This is a genomic window from Gluconobacter sp. P5H9_a (genome assembly GCF_018812085.1).
Classification (GTDB): domain Bacteria; phylum Pseudomonadota; class Alphaproteobacteria; order Acetobacterales; family Acetobacteraceae; genus Gluconobacter.
In genome coordinates this window covers 190,266-208,031 of sequence record NZ_JACRVW010000003.1, presented here as the reverse complement: position 1 = coordinate 208,031, position 17,766 = coordinate 190,266, and the positions used below count along the sequence as shown (strand labels likewise).

General features: G+C 55.6%; 9 protein-coding genes. All 9 read right to left on the bottom strand.

Going from position 1 to position 17,766, the window contains the following annotated elements:
• Positions 1-341: 341 nt before the first annotated feature.
• The 9 genes from rpoC to KP708_RS05130 all read right to left on the bottom strand — a co-directional run bounded on the left by rpoC (position 342) and on the right by KP708_RS05130 (position 17,743).
• Positions 342-4,658, bottom strand: coding sequence for a DNA-directed RNA polymerase subunit beta' (gene rpoC, locus KP708_RS05170; RefSeq protein WP_215750706.1), 4,317 nt, complete (start codon positions 4,656-4,658; stop codon positions 342-344).
• An 80-nt stretch (positions 4,659-4,738) separates the two neighbouring features.
• Positions 4,739-8,911, bottom strand: a complete 4,173-nt coding sequence (gene rpoB / locus KP708_RS05165; protein WP_064275058.1) for a DNA-directed RNA polymerase subunit beta — start codon at positions 8,909-8,911, stop codon at positions 4,739-4,741.
• A gap of 242 nt (positions 8,912-9,153) precedes the next feature.
• On the bottom strand, positions 9,154-9,525 hold the full coding sequence (gene rplL, locus KP708_RS05160) for a 50S ribosomal protein L7/L12 (protein ID WP_064275059.1): 372 nt from the start codon (positions 9,523-9,525) through the stop codon (positions 9,154-9,156).
• A 66-nt stretch (positions 9,526-9,591) separates the two neighbouring features.
• Positions 9,592-10,110, bottom strand: coding sequence for a 50S ribosomal protein L10 (gene rplJ / locus KP708_RS05155; RefSeq protein WP_046901171.1), 519 nt, complete (start codon positions 10,108-10,110; stop codon positions 9,592-9,594).
• 312 nt (positions 10,111-10,422) lie between these two features.
• On the bottom strand, positions 10,423-11,115 hold the full coding sequence (gene rplA, locus KP708_RS05150) for a 50S ribosomal protein L1 (RefSeq protein WP_046901170.1): 693 nt from the start codon (positions 11,113-11,115) through the stop codon (positions 10,423-10,425).
• A 4-nt stretch (positions 11,116-11,119) separates the two neighbouring features.
• Positions 11,120-11,554, bottom strand: coding sequence for a 50S ribosomal protein L11 (gene rplK / locus KP708_RS05145; RefSeq protein WP_046901169.1), 435 nt, complete (start codon positions 11,552-11,554; stop codon positions 11,120-11,122).
• A 107-nt stretch (positions 11,555-11,661) separates the two neighbouring features.
• Positions 11,662-13,290, bottom strand: a complete 1,629-nt coding sequence (locus KP708_RS05140; RefSeq protein WP_215750705.1) for an efflux transporter outer membrane subunit — start codon at positions 13,288-13,290, stop codon at positions 11,662-11,664.
• Positions 13,290-14,579, bottom strand: a complete 1,290-nt coding sequence (locus KP708_RS05135; protein ID WP_215750704.1) for an efflux RND transporter periplasmic adaptor subunit — start codon at positions 14,577-14,579, stop codon at positions 13,290-13,292. The genes KP708_RS05140 and KP708_RS05135 overlap by 1 nt, the downstream gene beginning before the upstream one ends.
• On the bottom strand, positions 14,576-17,743 hold the full coding sequence (locus KP708_RS05130; protein ID WP_215750703.1) for an efflux RND transporter permease subunit: 3,168 nt from the start codon (positions 17,741-17,743) through the stop codon (positions 14,576-14,578). The genes KP708_RS05135 and KP708_RS05130 overlap by 4 nt, the downstream gene beginning before the upstream one ends.
• Positions 17,744-17,766: the final 23 nt, after the last annotated feature.

Genomic DNA, 17,766 nt, shown 5'->3' with positions numbered 1-17,766 from the left:
ACTTTCTGCCATGACATTTTATTCAAATCGACATGCGGCTGAACCGCCTGCCTATCCCACATTTGGAAAGAGAAACAGCAAAAGCCATTTCCCTCCTTTTGTAGCGTGCGGCCTTGGCATCCCCCGAATCCGGGGTAGCGGCACCACATGCGATTCTTTGTCTTCGACGGCTTTTTTTCGCCTAATTAGACGGGAGTAGCCGAGGGCGCGGAACCTACGAAGGGTTCCGCGTTGAGTCAAGTGTTTCGGCTAAAATTGCAGCGATTCTGAAGATAGAGTTTCTGGAATCGCTGCAATTTCCCCTCTGCCTTCTTTTAAAAGAGAAGCAGAGAGGTTTTTCATTATTCAGCCGCGTCTTTCACTTCCGTCGCTGAACGACCAACGCGATGACGGTCCTGGCTGGCAGCAATGCCCCGCAGACGGTTCATAACGCTACCCGTACCAGCCGGGATCAGACGACCCACAATCACGTTCTCCTTGAGACCGTTCAGTGTGTCGACCTTGCCCGAGGTCGCAGCGTCTGTAAGCACCCGTGTGGTCTCCTGGAACGACGCCGCTGAGATAAAGGACTGCGTCTGCAGGGAAGCCTTGGTAATGCCCTGTAGCACCGGCATAGCCACTGCTGGTGTATCACCATTTTCCTGAAGACGCTGGTTCTCGATCTCGTACTCGATCCGATCAACAGTCTCGCCGATCAGATAGGTCGAGTCACCCGGTTCCAGAATCTCAACCTTCTGCAGCATCTGACGAACAATGACCTCAATATGCTTGTCATTGATCTTCACGCCCTGCAGTCGATAGACGTCCTGGATCTCGTTGACGAGATAGTCCGAAAGCGCCTCGACACCCATAACCTTCAGAATGTCATGCGGCACACGCGGACCATCGACCAGCGGGTCACCCTTCTGGACGAAGTCACCTTCCTGAACGGAAACGTGCTTGCCCTTCGGGATGAGATACTGCGTCTCTTCGCTGGTCTCGTCGTTCTTCACGATAACGCAACGCTTCGACTTGTAATCCTTCCCGAATTCGATACGCCCATCGCCCTCGGCAATGATCGCATGATCCTTCGGACGGCGGGCTTCGAACAGTTCGGCAACACGCGGCAGACCACCAGTAATGTCACGGGTCTTGGAGCCTTCACGCGGAATACGCGCCAGCACGTCACCAGCATGAACTTCGGCACCATTCTCAATCGACAGAATACTGTCTGGTGAGAGGAAGTAACGAGCATCATTGCCGTTGGCGAGCTTGACCACATTGCCCGCAGCATCCTTGAGCTGCAGACGTGGACGAAGATCAACCCCTTTGGAAGCCTGCTTATAGTCAACCACAACCTTGGAGCTAAGGCCTGTGACCTCATCCATACGTTCGACAAGCGTGATGCTGTCGATCAGGTCAAGGTATTCCACCGTACCAGCCTGCTCGGTGATGATGGGAAGGGTGTACGGGTCCCACTCGGCCATCTTCTGGCCACGTGCAACTGCCTCACCCTCGCCCACCATCAGACGTGCACCGTATGGCACACGGTAACGAGCGCGCTCGACACCGTTCTCATCGGTCAGAAGGATCTCGCAATTACGCGACATCACAACCAGAACCTTCTGAGAGTTCTCAACCACGTTGCGGTTCTTGATCGTCACCTGACCATCGCGAGACGCTTCGACCATGGACTGCTCGGCGCCACGCGTTGCCGCACCACCAATATGGAAGGTACGCATCGTCAGCTGAGTACCAGGCTCACCGATGGACTGAGCGGCGATAACGCCAACAGCTTCACCAATGTTCACCGGCGTACCGCGAGCCAGATCACGACCATAGCAGTGCGCACAGATACCAACACGACTATCGCATGTCAGAACCGAGCGGATTTCCATGCTCTCGACGCCAGCCTTCTCGATGAGCTCGGCTTCCGGCTCCTCAATCAGGGTGTTGCGCGGTAGCAGAACTTCATGGGTGACCGGATGCAGCACATCCTTGGAGGTCGTACGTCCAAGAATACGCTCAGACAACGAAGCAACGACTTCGCCGCTGTCCATAACCGCACGAACCGTCAGACCACGTTCGGTACCGCAATCCGGCTCAACGATGATGCAATCCTGCGCAACGTCAACGAGACGACGCGTCAGATAACCGGAGTTTGCAGTCTTCAGAGCCGTATCCGCGAGGCCCTTACGAGCACCATGGCTGGACGTGAAGTAATCGAGAACCGACAGACCTTCTTTGAAGTTCGCGATAATCGGCTGTTCGATAATTTCGCCTGAAGGCTTCACCATCAGACCGCGCATACCAGCAAGCTGCTTCATCTGGGCTGGCGACCCACGAGCACCGGAGTGGCTCATCATCCAGACAGAGTTGGTCGGCTTACCGATAACCTGCTTGGAGATTTCCTTCAGCATGGCTGCCTGGACTTCGTCCGTGCAACGTGACCAGGCATCAACCACCTTGTTATAGCGCTCGCCAGCGGTGATCAGACCGTCCTGATACTGCTGCTCGAATTCCTTGACCTCTTCCGAGGTCTTGGCAACGAGAGGCGCCTTCTCTGCCGGGATGATCATGTCATCCTTGCCGAAGGAAATACCAGCACGGGCAGCGTGCTTGAAACCGAGGCCCATGAGACGGTCACAGAAGATCACGGCTTCCTTCTGACCACAGTGACGATAGACCGTGTCAATCACGTCAGACACGTTCTTTTTCGTCAACTGCTTGTTGATCAGGCTGAACGGAATCGCAGGATGCTTCGGCAGGATCTGCGCAATAAGCGCACGTCCCGGGGTCGTCAGGATCGTCTGGCGGATCGGGTTACCGTTTTCATCAACGGTCGGTAGACGCAGACGGATCTTATCGTGAAGCTGCAGGGAACCTGCGAGCATCGCGCTCTCGATTTCTGCAACATCCGAGTAAGCCGGCGGGGCAGCCTTAACGACCTTGCCATCTTCGATGACCGCTTCGTCAGGCGTTGCGCGATATTCAGGAACTTCAAGGCTCAAATAATAGAGACCCAGAACAATATCCTGAGACGGCACGATAATCGGCTTACCGTTCGCCGGGCTGAGAATGTTGTTTGTGGACATCATCAGCACACGGGCTTCCAACTGCGCTTCAAGCGACAGCGGAACGTGCACGGCCATCTGATCGCCGTCGAAGTCAGCATTGAACGCGGTGCAGACCAGCGGGTGAAGCTGGATAGCCTTCCCTTCGATCAGCGTTGGCTCAAATGCCTGAATACCAAGACGGTGAAGCGTCGGTGCGCGGTTCAGCATCACGGGATGTTCGCGGATGACCTCTTCGAGGATATCCCAAACTTCCGGACGCTCTTTCTCCACCATGCGCTTTGCAGCTTTAATGGTGGTAGCGTGACCGTATTTTTCCAGCTTGGAATAGATGAACGGCTTGAAAAGCTCGAGCGCCATCTTCTTCGGAAGACCGCACTGATGCAGCTTCAGCTCAGGGCCAACCACGATGACCGAACGGCCAGAGTAGTCAACGCGCTTCCCAAGAAGGTTCTGACGGAAACGGCCCTGCTTGCCCTTGAGCATGTCGGACAGAGACTTCAGTGGACGCTTGTTGGCACCCGTGATGGCACGTCCACGACGACCGTTATCGAACAGCGCATCGACAGATTCCTGAAGCATACGCTTTTCGTTGCGAACAATAATGTCCGGTGCACGAAGCTCGATCAAACGCTTCAGACGGTTATTACGGTTGATAACGCGACGATACAGATCATTCAGATCGGACGTGGCAAAACGACCGCCATCCAGCGGGACCAGCGGACGCAGTTCCGGCGGGATCACCGGAATAATGTCCATGATCATCCAGTCCGGACGTGAACCACTCTCAACGAATGCCTCGACGAGCTTCAGACGCTTGACCAGCTTCTTACGAGCAGCCTCCGACGTTGCCTTGCGCAGCTTCTTGCGCATCATCGTCTTCTCGGAATCGCCTTCCATGACTTCAGCGTCATAGTCGAACGGATCCGGCAGCCCCTTCGCCTTGGCAGCAAGGCTCAGCTCACGCTCCTGAGCGTTGGGAATACCCCAGTCATACGTGGAAAGTGCACGCTTGATGGCTTCAGCGCCGATACCGACGTCGATGCCTGCATCCGGATATTCATCCAGAAGATCTTCACACCGCACTTCGTCCAGAAGGTATTGGTCGCGCTTCTTGCCGTTCTTGTAAGACTCGATCTGATCGGAGTCACAGACTCCCTTGTCGAGCACCAGGAACTTCTCGAAGTACAGAACCGGCTCAACATCCTTGAGAGCCATATCCATCATTGTGGCAATACGGCTAGGAAGCGACTTCAGGAACCAGATATGTGCAACGGGTGAAGCGAGCTCGATATGGCCCATACGCTCACGGCGAACCTTCGCCAGCGTAACTTCAACACCGCACTTTTCACAGACAATGCCGCGGAACTTCATCCGCTTGTATTTTCCGCACAGGCATTCGTAGTCCTTGATCGGACCAAAAATACGAGCACAGAAAAGGCCGTCACGCTCAGGCTTGAACGTCCGGTAATTAATGGTCTCCGGCTTTTTGATTTCACCGTAAGACCAGGAACGGATCTGCTCGCTCGAAGCAAGCTGGATCTTGATCTGATCGAAGGCTACCGACTGGCCAGCCTGACCCAGGATCTTCATGAGTTCGTTCATGCGCCGAAACCCCAATGCGCGCCGCAGCGTCCTGCGGGCGCGTCAAAATTGAACCGTAAAGCGAGCAGCAGAGACGCCAATTAAGCGGCGCCCTGCTCAAGTTCGACATTCAGACCGAGCGACTTCAGTTCCTTGATCAGAACGTTGAAGCTCTCAGGAATACCAGCCTCGAAGTCATCCTGCTCACGCACGATCGCCTCATAAACCTTGGTACGGCCGGACACGTCATCCGACTTCACCGTCAGCATTTCCTGCAGCGTATATGCTGCGCCATACGCCTCAAGTGCCCACACTTCCATCTCACCGAAGCGCTGACCACCGAACTGCGCCTTACCACCCAGCGGCTGCTGCGTAACAAGCGAGTAAGGACCGATCGAACGTGCATGGATCTTGTCGTCGACAAGGTGATGCAGCTTCAGCATGTAGATGTAGCCAACTGTCGTCTTACGCTCGAACAGCTCGCCTGTACGACCATCGATCAGCTGGGACTGGCCAGACTTATCAACGCCAGCCTTCTCCAGCATGTTTTCGATATCCGGGATGGAAGCCCCATCGAAGACAGGCGTAGCAATTGGCAGGCCCTTGCGGAGGTTGTTGGCCAGCTCAACAAGCTGCTCGTTAGGAAGCGTTGCCACATCCGTCTCGAACACTTCGTCGCCATAGACATCACGCAGGCGATCAAGCAGTTCCTGCTTGCGCTCGCCAGAACGCTGATACTCATCGACCATTTCCCCGATGCTTGCGCCAATATTGGCACACGCCCAACCCAGATGGGTTTCAAGGATCTGACCGATGTTCATACGAGACGGCACACCCAGCGGGTTCAGAACGATATCAACCGCCTGACCATTCTCCAGGAACGGCATGTCCTCGACTGGCACAACGCGGGAGACAACACCCTTGTTACCATGACGACCGGCCATCTTATCACCAGGCTGAAGCTTACGCTTCACAGCAACGAAGACCTTGACCATCTTCATCACGCCAGGCGGCAGTTCATCGCCACGCTGAAGCTTCTCGACCTTGTTCTCAAAGCGAGAGTTAATGAGGCGAACAGCTTCGTCGAACTCTGAACGCAGGGTCTCAAGCTCAGCGGTGACTTCGTCGGAAGCAACCGTAACGTTCCGCCATGCAGCGCGAGGATGCTCATCAAGCACCTCTACTGTGATCGGCGTTCCTGCACGGATGCCCTTGAAGCCTGCTCCTGCCACTTCACCAACCAGACGCTCACGTAAACGGTTGTGGAAGCTACGCTCCTGAATGGAACGCTCGTCGTCACGGTCCTTCGTCAGACGCTCGATTTCAGCGCGTTCGATGGCCATGGCACGTTCGTCCTTGTCCACGCCGCGGCGTGAGAAGACACGAACGTCAACGATCGTTCCGGTCGTTCCAGGTGGAAGCTTCAGAGACGTGTCACGAACGTCAGAAGCCTTTTCACCAAAGATGGCCCGCAGAAGCTTCTCTTCTGGCGTCATCGGGCTTTCGCCCTTTGGTGTCACCTTACCAACAAGAATGTCGCCCGGATTAACCTCTGCACCGACATAAACAATGCCAGCTTCGTCAAGGTTACGAAGAGCTTCTTCGCCGACATTAGGAATATCGCGCGTAATTTCTTCCTGACCCAGCTTCGTATCACGCGCCATGACTTCGAATTCCTCGATATGAATCGAGGTGAACACGTCATCACGAGCAATACGCTCAGAAATCAGGATGGAGTCTTCGAAGTTGTAACCGTTCCAAGGCATGAACGCGACGAGCACGTTACGACCCAGAGCCAGTTCACCCAGTTCCGTGGACGGACCATCAGCAATGATGTCGCCAGCATGAACCGTATCGCCAACCTTCACCAGCGGGCGCTGGTTGATGCAGGTCGACTGGTTCGAACGCATATACTTGCGAAGGCGATAGATATCGACGCCTTGAGTTGCACCGGCATCGTCGGTCGCGCGGACCACGATACGGGCACCATCGATCTGGTCGATAATACCGTCACGCTTGGCGACGATTGTCGCACCAGAGTCACGTGCAACGGCTGCTTCCATGCCCGTACCAACCAGTGGGGCATCAGCCTTCACCAGCGGAACGGCCTGACGCTGCATGTTCGCACCCATCAGGGCGCGGTTCGCGTCATCGTTCTCAAGAAACGGAATGAGAGCTGCCGCAACAGACACAAGCTGCTTCGGTGACACGTCGCAAGCCGTAACCTGCTCAGGCGGAACAACGCGGAAGTCGCCAGACTTACGAACCGAGACCAGTTCGTCCGTCAGATGACCGTCGGCGCTCTGCTTCGCATCGGCCTGTGCAACAACAAGCTTCTCTTCTTCCATGGCGGAAAGATATTTCCAGCCATCCTGAAGAATACCGTCCTTCACAAGACGATACGGTGTCTCAATGAAGCCGTATTTGTTGACCTTGGCATAGGTCGAGAGTGAGTTGATCAGACCAATATTCGGGCCTTCAGGCGTTTCAATTGGGCAGATACGACCGTAATGCGTCGGATGGACGTCACGAACTTCGAAGCCCGCACGTTCACGGGTTAGACCGCCCGGGCCAAGCGCCGAAAGACGGCGCTTATGCGTCACCTCGGAAAGCGGGTTTGTCTGATCCATGAACTGGCTAAGCTGCGACGACCCGAAGAACTCACGTACCGCAGCAGCCGCAGGCTTCGCGTTAATCAGATCATGCGGCATGACCGTATCGATGTCGACAGAGCCCATACGTTCGCGGATGGCGCGCTCCATACGCAGCAAGCCGACGCGATACTGGTTTTCCATCAGTTCGCCGACAGAGCGAACGCGACGGTTACCAAGGTTATCAATATCGTCGATCTGGCCACGACCATCCTTCAGATCGCACATGATCTTGATGGTACGCAGGATATCTTCCTTGCGCAGAACGCGCAGGGTATCCGGAGCGTCTACATCGAGACGCATGTTCATCTTGACACGACCAACAGACGAAAGGTCGTAGCGATCCTGGTCAAAGAACAGCCCGCGGAACATCGCTTCAGCGGTTTCCTTGGTCGGCGGCTCGCCTGGACGCATGATACGATAGATATCGATCAGTGCTTCGTCACGGCTCGTGTTCTTGTCAACTGAAAGCGTGTTGCGGATCCAGGGACCGTGCGAACCATCGATGGAAAGCGTTGGAAGCTCTGTAATTCCCAGCTCTTCAAGTGCTGCCAGACGGTCTTCCGTCAGCTCTTCACCCGCTTCGCCGTAAATTTCACCGGTGTTCTCGTTAACAAGATCATGGGCAAGGTAGCAGCCAAGAACGTCAAGACGCCCGACCTGGACCACACGGGTCTTTTCAGCGATCTTGCGAACCATGCGCGCTGTCAGCTTGGCATCGGCCTCTGCGACCACTTCACCGGTATCAGCGTCAACCAGTGGGCTCAGCAGCTTCTGGCCACGGAACGCATCAGGCTCGAACGGACGTGCCCAGCCATCACCCATGCGGGTGAACGTAACCATATCGTAGAAGTAGGACAGGATTTCATCCTGATCCATACCCCGGATGTCGAGACCTTCGACATCACCGCCCTCTGCGATCTTCTCTTCGCGCTGAGCGATATAGTTCGCACCCTCGAGAGCGTAAAGCAGCGTCGTGACTGGCAGCTTACGCTTACGATCGATACGGACGTAAATCAGGTCCTTTGCATCGAATTCGAAGTCCAGCCACGAACCACGATACGGAATCACACGGGCAGCAAAAAGATACTTACCCGAAGAATGCGTCTTGCCCTTATCATGATCGAAGAAGACGCCCGGGCTACGATGCATCTGAGAAACGATGACACGCTCGGTACCATTGATAATGAAGGTGCCGTTATTAGTCATGAGCGGCATGTCGCCCATGTAAACCGGCTGTTCCTTCAGATCATGAATGGAGCGTGAACCTGTGTCTTCATCGATATCCCAAGTCGTAAGACGGAGGATAACCTTCAGCGGGGCTGCAAATGTCAGACCGCGCTGAATGCACTCTTCGACGTCATACTTCGGCTCTTCGAACTCGTAAGACACGAAGTCCAGACGACCGCGACCAGCAAAGTCATTGATTGGAAAAACCGAACGGAAGACTTCCTGCAGACCGGAGTTCTGACGGCTGTCAGGACTCACGTTCATTTGCAGGAACGCTTCGTAGGACGCGCGCTGCACATCGATCAGATTGGGCATCGGCGCAATTTCGGGAATGCGCCCGAAGCTTTTGCGGATCCTCTTGCGTCCCGTGAACGATTTGGTGATCGCGTTCATCTATCTTGCCCTCTGCACCAGACCTTCGAGTCGCCCGGGATTTCATTGTCAGACGAACGCCTGACACGACACGGACGACCGGAACGACCGGCTTTCAGTAATTTCAATACGTAGCGAGCCGCGTATTATACTCTTATTTCCACCAACGGCAAATCGGGCGGGAACCGCATGCGATCCCCGCCCTATCCGTCTGCTTTTGCAGAGGCCGCCTCCTCAGAGAGGAAACGACCCGATCAAGTTGATTACTTGATTTCGACCTTGGCGCCGTTGTCTTCCAGGGTCTTCTTGATCTTCTCGGCTTCGTCCTTGGACACGCCTTCCTTGACGGTCTTCGGTGCGCCTTCAACCAGGTCCTTAGCTTCCTTCAGACCCAGGCCCGTGATGCCACGGATTTCCTTAATCACGTTGATCTTCTTGTCGCCAGCAGCGGCCAGAACAACGGTGAACTCGGTCTGCTCTTCAGCAGGAGCTGCAGCAGCAGCCGGGCCAGCAGCAACAGCTACTGGAGCAGCAGCGGAAACGCCCCACTTCTCTTCGAGAAGCTTGGAAAGCTCAGCAGCTTCGAGAACGGTAAGAGCGGATAGCTCTTCAACAATCTTTGCCAGATCGGCCATGGTCTTATCCTACGTGATGCACTGTTAGATTGGGTTCAAATCTACGCCGCAGCGTTGATTTTACTCTTAGGCGGCTTCGCCGGTCTTGGCATAGGCGCCGAAGACGCGAGCAAGCTGGCCTGCCGGAGCCTGAACAACACCTGCGATACGCGTAGCGGGGGTCTGAATCATACCCACCAGCTTCGCACGCAGTTCGTCCAGAGACGGCAGCTCGGCAAGTGTCTTGATTCCAGCGACGTCAAGCGTCTGGGAACCAAGGGAGCCACCGAGCACTACAAGCTTGTCATTCGTCTTGGCGAACTCGACGATCACCTTTGCAACTGCAACCGGATCTTCAGACCAGGCCAGGGCCGTCGGCCCCTTGAGCAGCGGCGCGATGCCGTCGAATTGGGTCCCATCCAGAGCGCGGCTGGCCAGCCGGTTCTTCGCAACCTTATATGTCGCACCTGCCGCACGAATGCGTCGACGCAGCTCCGTCACATCAGCAACCGTCAGACCCTTGTTCTGGGTGACGACAACCATGGACGTGCTGTTGAACACATCGGCGAGGAACTCGACAAAGGCCCGCTTTTCCGTACGGTCCAAAACCTGTCTCCTCGTCAGTCCGGAACGATCCGGACCAAGTTACCCATGGGATACCCCCGTTTCCGGAAAATACCCCGCTCGCCTGTCCACAGAAGTGAGCGAACCCAGTGCATCCTGGCAAAGCCATTGAAACACTGGCGCCCCGCCTGACGCTCGCCACTCCACGAAAGGAGCATTTAAAGCACCAGAGGTGCTACGTGCGGTCTTGGACAGGTTTGGAAGCAATTCGCGAGCGAATTACCCCTACGCCACCATGCCGAAACATGGCGTCATTCCTTGTTGAGGGCTTTCTACAGAAAGCCCTCAATTCAATCAAGCCTCGAAGGAGGACACGTCAACGCGGACGCCCGGACCCATCGTGGAAGACAGCGCTGCCTTCTTCATGTAGGTACCCTTAGCGCCAGACGGACGAGCCTTCTGAACGGCATCGACCAGAGCCTTGATGTTCTCGACCAGCTTGGCTTCATCGAAAGAAGCCTTACCAACGCCAGCGTGGATGATACCGGCTTTTTCAGCGCGGTACTCAACCTGACCGGACTTGGCAGCCGTGATCGCACCCTTGACGTCCATCGTTACCGTGCCGAGACGCGGGTTCGGCATCAGACCACGCGGACCAAGAACCTTACCGAGACGACCAACGAGAGCCATCATGTCAGGCGTTGCGATGCAGCGGTCGAAAGCGATTTCGCCAGCCTGGATCTTTTCAGCCAGGTCTTCTGCACCAACAACTTCTGCACCGGCTGCCAGAGCTTCTTCAGCCTTGGCGCCACGTGCGAACACGCCAACGCGAAGTGTCTTGCCCGTGCCGTTCGGCAGGGAGATCAGACCACGAACCATCTGATCAGCATGACGCGGGTCAATGCCAAGGTTCAGAGAGATTTCGATGGTCTCATCGAACTTTGCCTTGGCATTGCTCTTCACCAGAGCGACAGCTTCGGAAAGGGCATATGGCTTGTTGCGCTCGACAGTAGCCTGCGCAGCATTCAGACGCTTGTTCTTGGCCATGATATCAGCCCTCCACCACGTTCAGGCCCATCGACTTCGCGGAGCCTGCGAGCATACGCACGGCGCCATCGAGGTCGTTGGCGTTCATGTCCTTGAACTTCGTTTCAGCAATCTCGCGAAGCTGAGACGTCGTCACGGAACCAACAGCCGCAGCCTTACCAACCGTCTGACTGCCCTTGGAAATCTTGGCAGCCTTCAGAAGGAAGTACGTGTTCGGCGGGGTCTTCGTGATGAAGGAGAACGTACGGTCTGCATACGCGGTGATAACCACCGGGATCGGCATACCTGGTTCAAGCTGCTGCGTCTTCGCGTTGAACTCTTTGCAGAACTGCATGATGTTCAGGCCGCGCTGACCCAGTGCCGGACCTACCGGCGGAGACGGGTTGGCTTTACCAGCCGGGATCTGAAGCTTGATGTAGCCAACAACTTTTTTGGCCATATCCGGGACTCCCCTGTTTGTCGTTCCCGAACCGCGGTGACAACGGAGTCGGACACAGCCGCCCCCTCCCGCGTTCGAAGTGAGGCGGTCCCCTAGACTGGTTTAGCCTAGTGCGTCAACCCTCCGCGGGCATTTTTCGTCCCTTTGTCGCCGCTCAGATCGTTGTCAGCTGCAGACTCATGGGCATCAATTCCCGCCACAGGTGCCGGTTTGTGCAATCCTTCATACTGGAACGCACCAAACGGATCGATCTGCTTCACGCCTGGAAGCTCACTGACATCCCATCCGCCGCCCAGAGAGCGCACAAGACGGACTGTCGCCTGTATCTGTGACGTCTGCGTCTGAACCAGCCCCAGCCGGGCCTGAAGCGCATCCTGCTGCGCCACAAGAGCATCCAGGTAATTCGACAATCCACCTGTGTAGAGCGCCATGGTCATGCTCTGCGTCCGCAGTGCGGCTTCAACAGCTTTCTGCTGCTGGTCTTGGGCAATTTTGTATTGCCCGCTCTGGGTCAGACCGTTTTCCACATCCTGAAACGCCGACAGGACGACGCCGCGATAGTCATCAACTGAAGCCCGATATTGAGACCACGCCCGCTGCAACGCTGCACGCCGTAGTCCACCCGTAAATGCCGGCTCCACAGCTTGAACTGCAATTTTCCAGAATGCCCGGGAGACACTGGCAAGATCAAATCCGCCATCCTCAAAGCCACCATCCGCGCTCAACGTAATATGCGGATAGAACGCTGCGCGTGATATGCCTATCGCCCGGGAGGCTGCGGCCATATGTCGTTCAGCTGATGCAATATCCGGACGCCGCTCCAGCAGGGATGACGGGAAGCCCGGATTTACCTTCACGACACCAAAACGCATTTTCACGTCGCGAACTGGCGCAATATGGAAACCCGCAGGCGCTGTATTCAGCAGCACGGCGATTGCATTTTCCATCACTCTGCGATCTGCAACCAGAGTGCTCTGAGCGGCCATGGCTGAAAACAGCTGATTCTGGGCACGCGAAACGTCAAGTCCAGCACCAATGGCACCAGCCTGACGCAGCTCCGTAATTTCTACTGCGGCCTTAAAGTAATGGATTGAGTCTTCATAAACCGCATTCTGGGCATCAAGCCCTCGCAACGCGATATAATCGCTGGCGAGTTCCGCCTCCAGACTCAGCTTGGCTGACGCATATTCTGCGGCCGTTGCCTGAGCGAGATTTTTCTCCATCCGTGTTGAGTTACGGATTGAGTTCCAGAAATCCGGCTCCCAGGTTGCGGCACCGCTATAAGCCTGATTTGACTCATAGACGAGCGACGAACTGGTTCTCGGGTTGTTATACAACCGCCCAACCGAGCCCTTGTTATAGCTCATATGAGCTGCACCGGTGAGCTGCGGATAGAGCTTGCTCTCCGCCTCGCGCGCGACGTCCCGGGCTTGGGTAAAGGCTTCTGCGGCGGCTTGCAGGTCCGGATTGACCTGCAGCATCCGCGTTTCCATCTCGTTCAGGATCGGGTCCTTGAACATCGTCCACCAGTCACTGCGGAGCGCATCATCCGCAGGACGGGCGTTGCCCATGACCCCCTTCCCTTCCCAGCCTTCCGGATAGAGGAATTTCTGAGGATGGTACTCTGGCGCCAGATTGCAGGACGCCAGACCGATGGACAGGACACCAGCCAAAGCTGTCGCCACATGACGGCGAGGCCTGGAGAAATATCCGCGCTTGCGATCAGTCAATCTCATCAACGGGATCCAGCCTCATCCGGATTGGCATCATGCGAACGCACAGATTTCTGGTCCTCTTCCTGCTGAGCCTTGGTCGGAATGTTATAGCCCGGTGTCGTTGGCACAACACGAACCTCATCCCCTTCCAGCAGATCAGCGGTCGGGTTGGCAATAAGCTGGTCATCCTTCGTCACACCACTCAGGATCTGCACAGTCGTCCCGAAGTTGATACCAACCGTGACGCTGACCAGATGGACATGTCCGTTGATAACTTTGGCAACCTGCATTCCCTGGGCCCGGAAAATGATAGCGCCTTCAGGAAGAATCAAAATGTCAGGATTGCCGGGAGCAGCGATATGAGCCGTTGCGTAGGAATTCGGCCAGAGAAGATTGTCCTCATTCCCAATCGTCAGTTCTGTCGTCACAGTTCGCGTAGACGCATTAAACGCGTTTGCCGTTGCCAGGAACGTGGCGCGGAAGCGGCGCCCTGGATACTGCGGAACAGACAGATCAGCCGTAATTTTAGGCGAAATAACGCTCGCAAAATCCTGCGGAACAGAGACAAAAACGCGCATCCGATGAACATCTGCCACCGAAAACAGTTCTGAGGCTGTTCCGCGTGAATTCACGTTTCCACCGCCCGCATTCACATAGTCGCCTACGTTCACCAGACGTGACGTCACGATTCCATCAAATGGAGCGACAATTTTCTTGAAGTCTTCCAGCGCCTGAAAACGCTCGACTTCATGCTCGGCAGCTTCCAGCTCAGCTTTCTGTGCCGCCGCATTTGCAGCCTGCACGTCCACTTCCTGCCGGGAAACAGCCTGCGTCCCTTTCAGAGCAGTCCAGCGCTGCGTCGTGATAACGGCCAGGTTATAGCGCGCCAGTTTGACGTTATATTGCGCCTTGGCCGCCTGGAACTGGGCATCGATGCTTGGCGTATTGATTTCAGCCAGAACATCGCCACGCTTCACATGCGCGCCGTAGTCCTTGTACCACATCTTCACATAGCCGGAGACCTGAGCGTAAATCGGAGCTTCATACCAGGCCGCCAGATTGGCAGGCAGATCCACCTGACGCGTTTTCGGCCCAGGCTGCGGAGAAATCAGCGTTACCGGCGGAATGGCCGCTTCTTCAGTCACACCGCTGAGCGAATGATAGTGCACACCTCTTTCAACGATACCCCAGGCAGCCAGCACAATGGCAACCACCACGACACCAAGAAGAATCAGTCTGTTCCGAACGGGTGATCCACTTTCCTGTCGGTTTCCCTGAGGCGTCTGCCCCTGCTGTGTCGGGTGGGTCACGCGCGGTCTCCTTCAGGCCCAGCAGGCCGCTTGTAATGCATTAGGGCAAAGACACAGGGAACGAACAGCAACGTTGCCACTGTTGCGATGAGCAGGCCACCAATCACGGCCTTACCCAGCGGAGCGTTCGAGGAATTACTGATCGACATCGGAATCATGCCGATCATCATGGCAAGCGCTGTCATCAGAACCGGGCGGATACGCTCATATCCCGCCTCCAGAGACGCCAGAAGAACATCACCGTGGTGATCCAGCCGCTCTCGCGCAAACGAGACGACAAGAATGGCATTGGCCGTAGCCGTTCCCATACACATGATCGCACCGGTCAATGCAGGCACAGACAATGGCGTGTGGGTCAGGAACAGGCTCCAGGAAATACCACCAAGCGCGCCCGGCAACGCCGTAATGATCACGAACGGATCAAGCCAGGACTGAAAATTCACTACGATGATCAGGTAAACAAGAACAATGGACAGGGCGAGACCGCCAATCAGCTGCACATAGGCATCATTCATGGTCACAGCCTGACCGCGCACCACAAGGGTTGATCCGTGCGGCAGGTCTTTACGCTCTCCGTCAACCACGCGGTTCACTGCGCGCGACAGGGTGCCAAGGTCCGTCCCCTCTGGAGCTGCGTAAATATCGAAGACCGGCATGATGTTGTAATGTGAGATTTCCGCAGGCGTACCGGTCTGAACCAGTTCGCTCAGGGCACCCAGCATCTGCGGGTTCTGGTTGGTCGGGTTGCCGTCGCCCTTGTCGATTGGAACAATTTCCAGATCATTCATGGTCTGAAGATAGTTCGCAGGTGTCTGCACATCGATAAGCTGCGACGTCCCCTGAGCATTCAGGTAGTAGGTTTGCCCCACCTGCGCACTACCAGACAGCGTGACGAGAGCATTCAACGCAACGTCCCGCTGCGTAATGCCCGTTCCCAGTGCAAAGCTTCGACGATTGTTGATCAGCAACGTTGGCTGGGTCATCGGCTGCTGAACGGATACGTCCGTGATACCCGGAATATGACGCAGCTTCTTGGCCAGATGCGTTGCAAAGGCAAAGTTGTTCTGCAGATCACGGCCCGAAATCTGAACGTCAATCGGCGCGGGCAGGCCAAAGTTCAGGATCTTGGCAGTCATGTCACCCGGCTGGAACGTAAAGATTGTTCCAGGAAACGCATCTGTCAGCCCCTTACGGACTTTCTGACGGTATTCCGGGATAGGACTTTCATCATTCTTGAGCTGGATCGTGATGTCACAATCCTGCGCACCCGTTGTGGGTGACGGCACCATGGCTTGGTTCAACTGACTGAACGGCAAGCCACAGTTATTGACGACATTCTCGACCTGACCCGGCAGGATCTGCCGCAGGCGCTTTTCTGCCAGTCCAGCAATCTTACCCGTCTCTTCAATACGCGTACCAACCGGTGCGCGCATATGCATCTGAAGCGTACCGGATTTGATTTCCGGGAAGAAATCCTGCCCGACGAACAACAGCAGAGCCATGGACGCCACAGCCGCCAGAAGGAACATGGCGACAAATCGGCCACGAATAGCAATCAGGCCAGACAGGATGCCTTTGTAATGCTCGCGAAAGCTCGTAAACCGGGCTTCAAAGCCTCTCTGGAACCGTCCGAAAAAGCCTGGCTTACGATGATGCCACTCCGGATCGCGGTGCATCTTCACCTGCGCCGGAAGCAGCCAGTTCGCCATTGTCGGGACGAGTGTTCGTGAGAGAATAAAGGACGCAATCATCGCGAAGATGATGGCTTCAGCCATTGGCATGAAGAGCCAGCCGGAAACGCCCGTCAGCTCGAAAAGCGGCAGCCAGACGATACAGATACAGGTTGTTGATACGAATGTCGGGATAACAATCTGATTGGCTGCATCAATGATGGCGTCTTCAAGCTCTTTCCCCATCTCAAGATGGGCATCGATATTCTCAATCATGACGGTCGCGTCATCCACGAGAATACCGACAGCCAGAGCCAGACCACCCAGTGTCATGACGTTAATCGACTGCCCCGCAATACTGAGGCCGATCAATGAACAGAGCATGGCCAGCGGAATGGACGTCGCAACGATGACGGTAGAGCGCCAGGAACCGAGGAAGAGCAGAACTGTCAAACTGGTCAGGATCGCAGCGGTGATCATCTCACGCACCACGTCAAAAACCGACTCTTTCACGAAGCCTGACGCGTCCGTCAGTACGTTCAGAGTGGTGCCCGCGGGCAACGTAGCCTTGATCTGAGGCAGAAGCGCCTTCACGCCCGCGACGACAGACAGGGTCGAGGCGTCACCACTTTTCAGAATGACGATCAGAACGGCCTGCTGTCCCTTCACCAGAACAGCGTTGATCTGGGGAGGCCCACCTCGATGTACCCACGCGACATCCCGCAGGTAGATAACGGAGTTCCCCACCTGCTTGATGGGCATTTTGTTAAAGACCGAGAGATCAAGCGGGGTCGAATTGGTCTTCACCATCCAGTCAATGGAACCAACCTTCTGATCACCCGCTGGCAGAACAATGTTCTGGCGGTTCAGCGCATTCGCAACGTCCTCAGGTGAAAGACGGTGAGCCTGAAGTTTGATCGGGTCGATATCGACCATGATGTCCGGCGCAAGACCACCGTATGGGTTTGGAATGGCCGCACCCGCGACCGGCACAAGCGCCGGGCGAATCAGGTTGGACGCCATGTTGTAGATTTCCGACCCGGACATGGTCGAATTATTGACCTGCAACGTCAGAACCGGAACGGAAGACGCATCAAGCGCGATGATCAACGGGGGCGTCGCCCCAGTCGGCATCTGCTTGATAACGGTCTGGGAAACAGACGTAATCTGCGTTTGCGCAACCGCAGTATTCGTTCCGGGCTGGAAGAAGACCTTGACGATGCCACGGCCGTAGTAAGACGAGCTCTCAATATGCTCGATATTACTGACAGTCGCTGTTAGCGATCTTTCGTAATAATAAACAATACGGCCCGACATATCGTCTGGCATAAGCCCAGTATAGGACCAGACAATCGCAACAATAGGGATCTTGATTGAAGGAAAAACGTCCGTCGGTGTCGAAACAATCGCCCTGACCCCGAAAATCAGGATCATGATTGAAAGAACAACGAACGTATAAGGCCGTTTGAGGGCCGTTACGACGATGGCATTCATGCGTCTGCGATGCTCCCGTTCCT

What these genes read in the sequence shown, in the direction of transcription:
- rpoC (WP_215750706.1), bottom strand. Translation starts at nt 4,658, where the DNA reads ATGAACGAACTCATGAAGATCCTGGGTCAGGCTGGCCAGTCGGTAGCC.
- rpoB (WP_064275058.1), bottom strand. Translation starts at nt 8,911, where the DNA reads ATGAACGCGATCACCAAATCGTTCACGGGACGCAAGAGGATCCGCAAA.
- rplL (WP_064275059.1), bottom strand. Translation starts at nt 9,525, where the DNA reads ATGGCCGATCTGGCAAAGATTGTTGAAGAGCTATCCGCTCTTACCGTT.
- rplA (WP_046901170.1), bottom strand. Translation starts at nt 11,115, where the DNA reads ATGGCCAAGAACAAGCGTCTGAATGCTGCGCAGGCTACTGTCGAGCGC.
- rplK (WP_046901169.1), bottom strand. Translation starts at nt 11,554, where the DNA reads ATGGCCAAAAAAGTTGTTGGCTACATCAAGCTTCAGATCCCGGCTGGT.
- KP708_RS05140 (WP_215750705.1), bottom strand. Translation starts at nt 13,290, where the DNA reads ATGAGATTGACTGATCGCAAGCGCGGATATTTCTCCAGGCCTCGCCGT.
- KP708_RS05130 (WP_215750703.1), bottom strand. Translation starts at nt 17,743, where the DNA reads ATGAATGCCATCGTCGTAACGGCCCTCAAACGGCCTTATACGTTCGTT.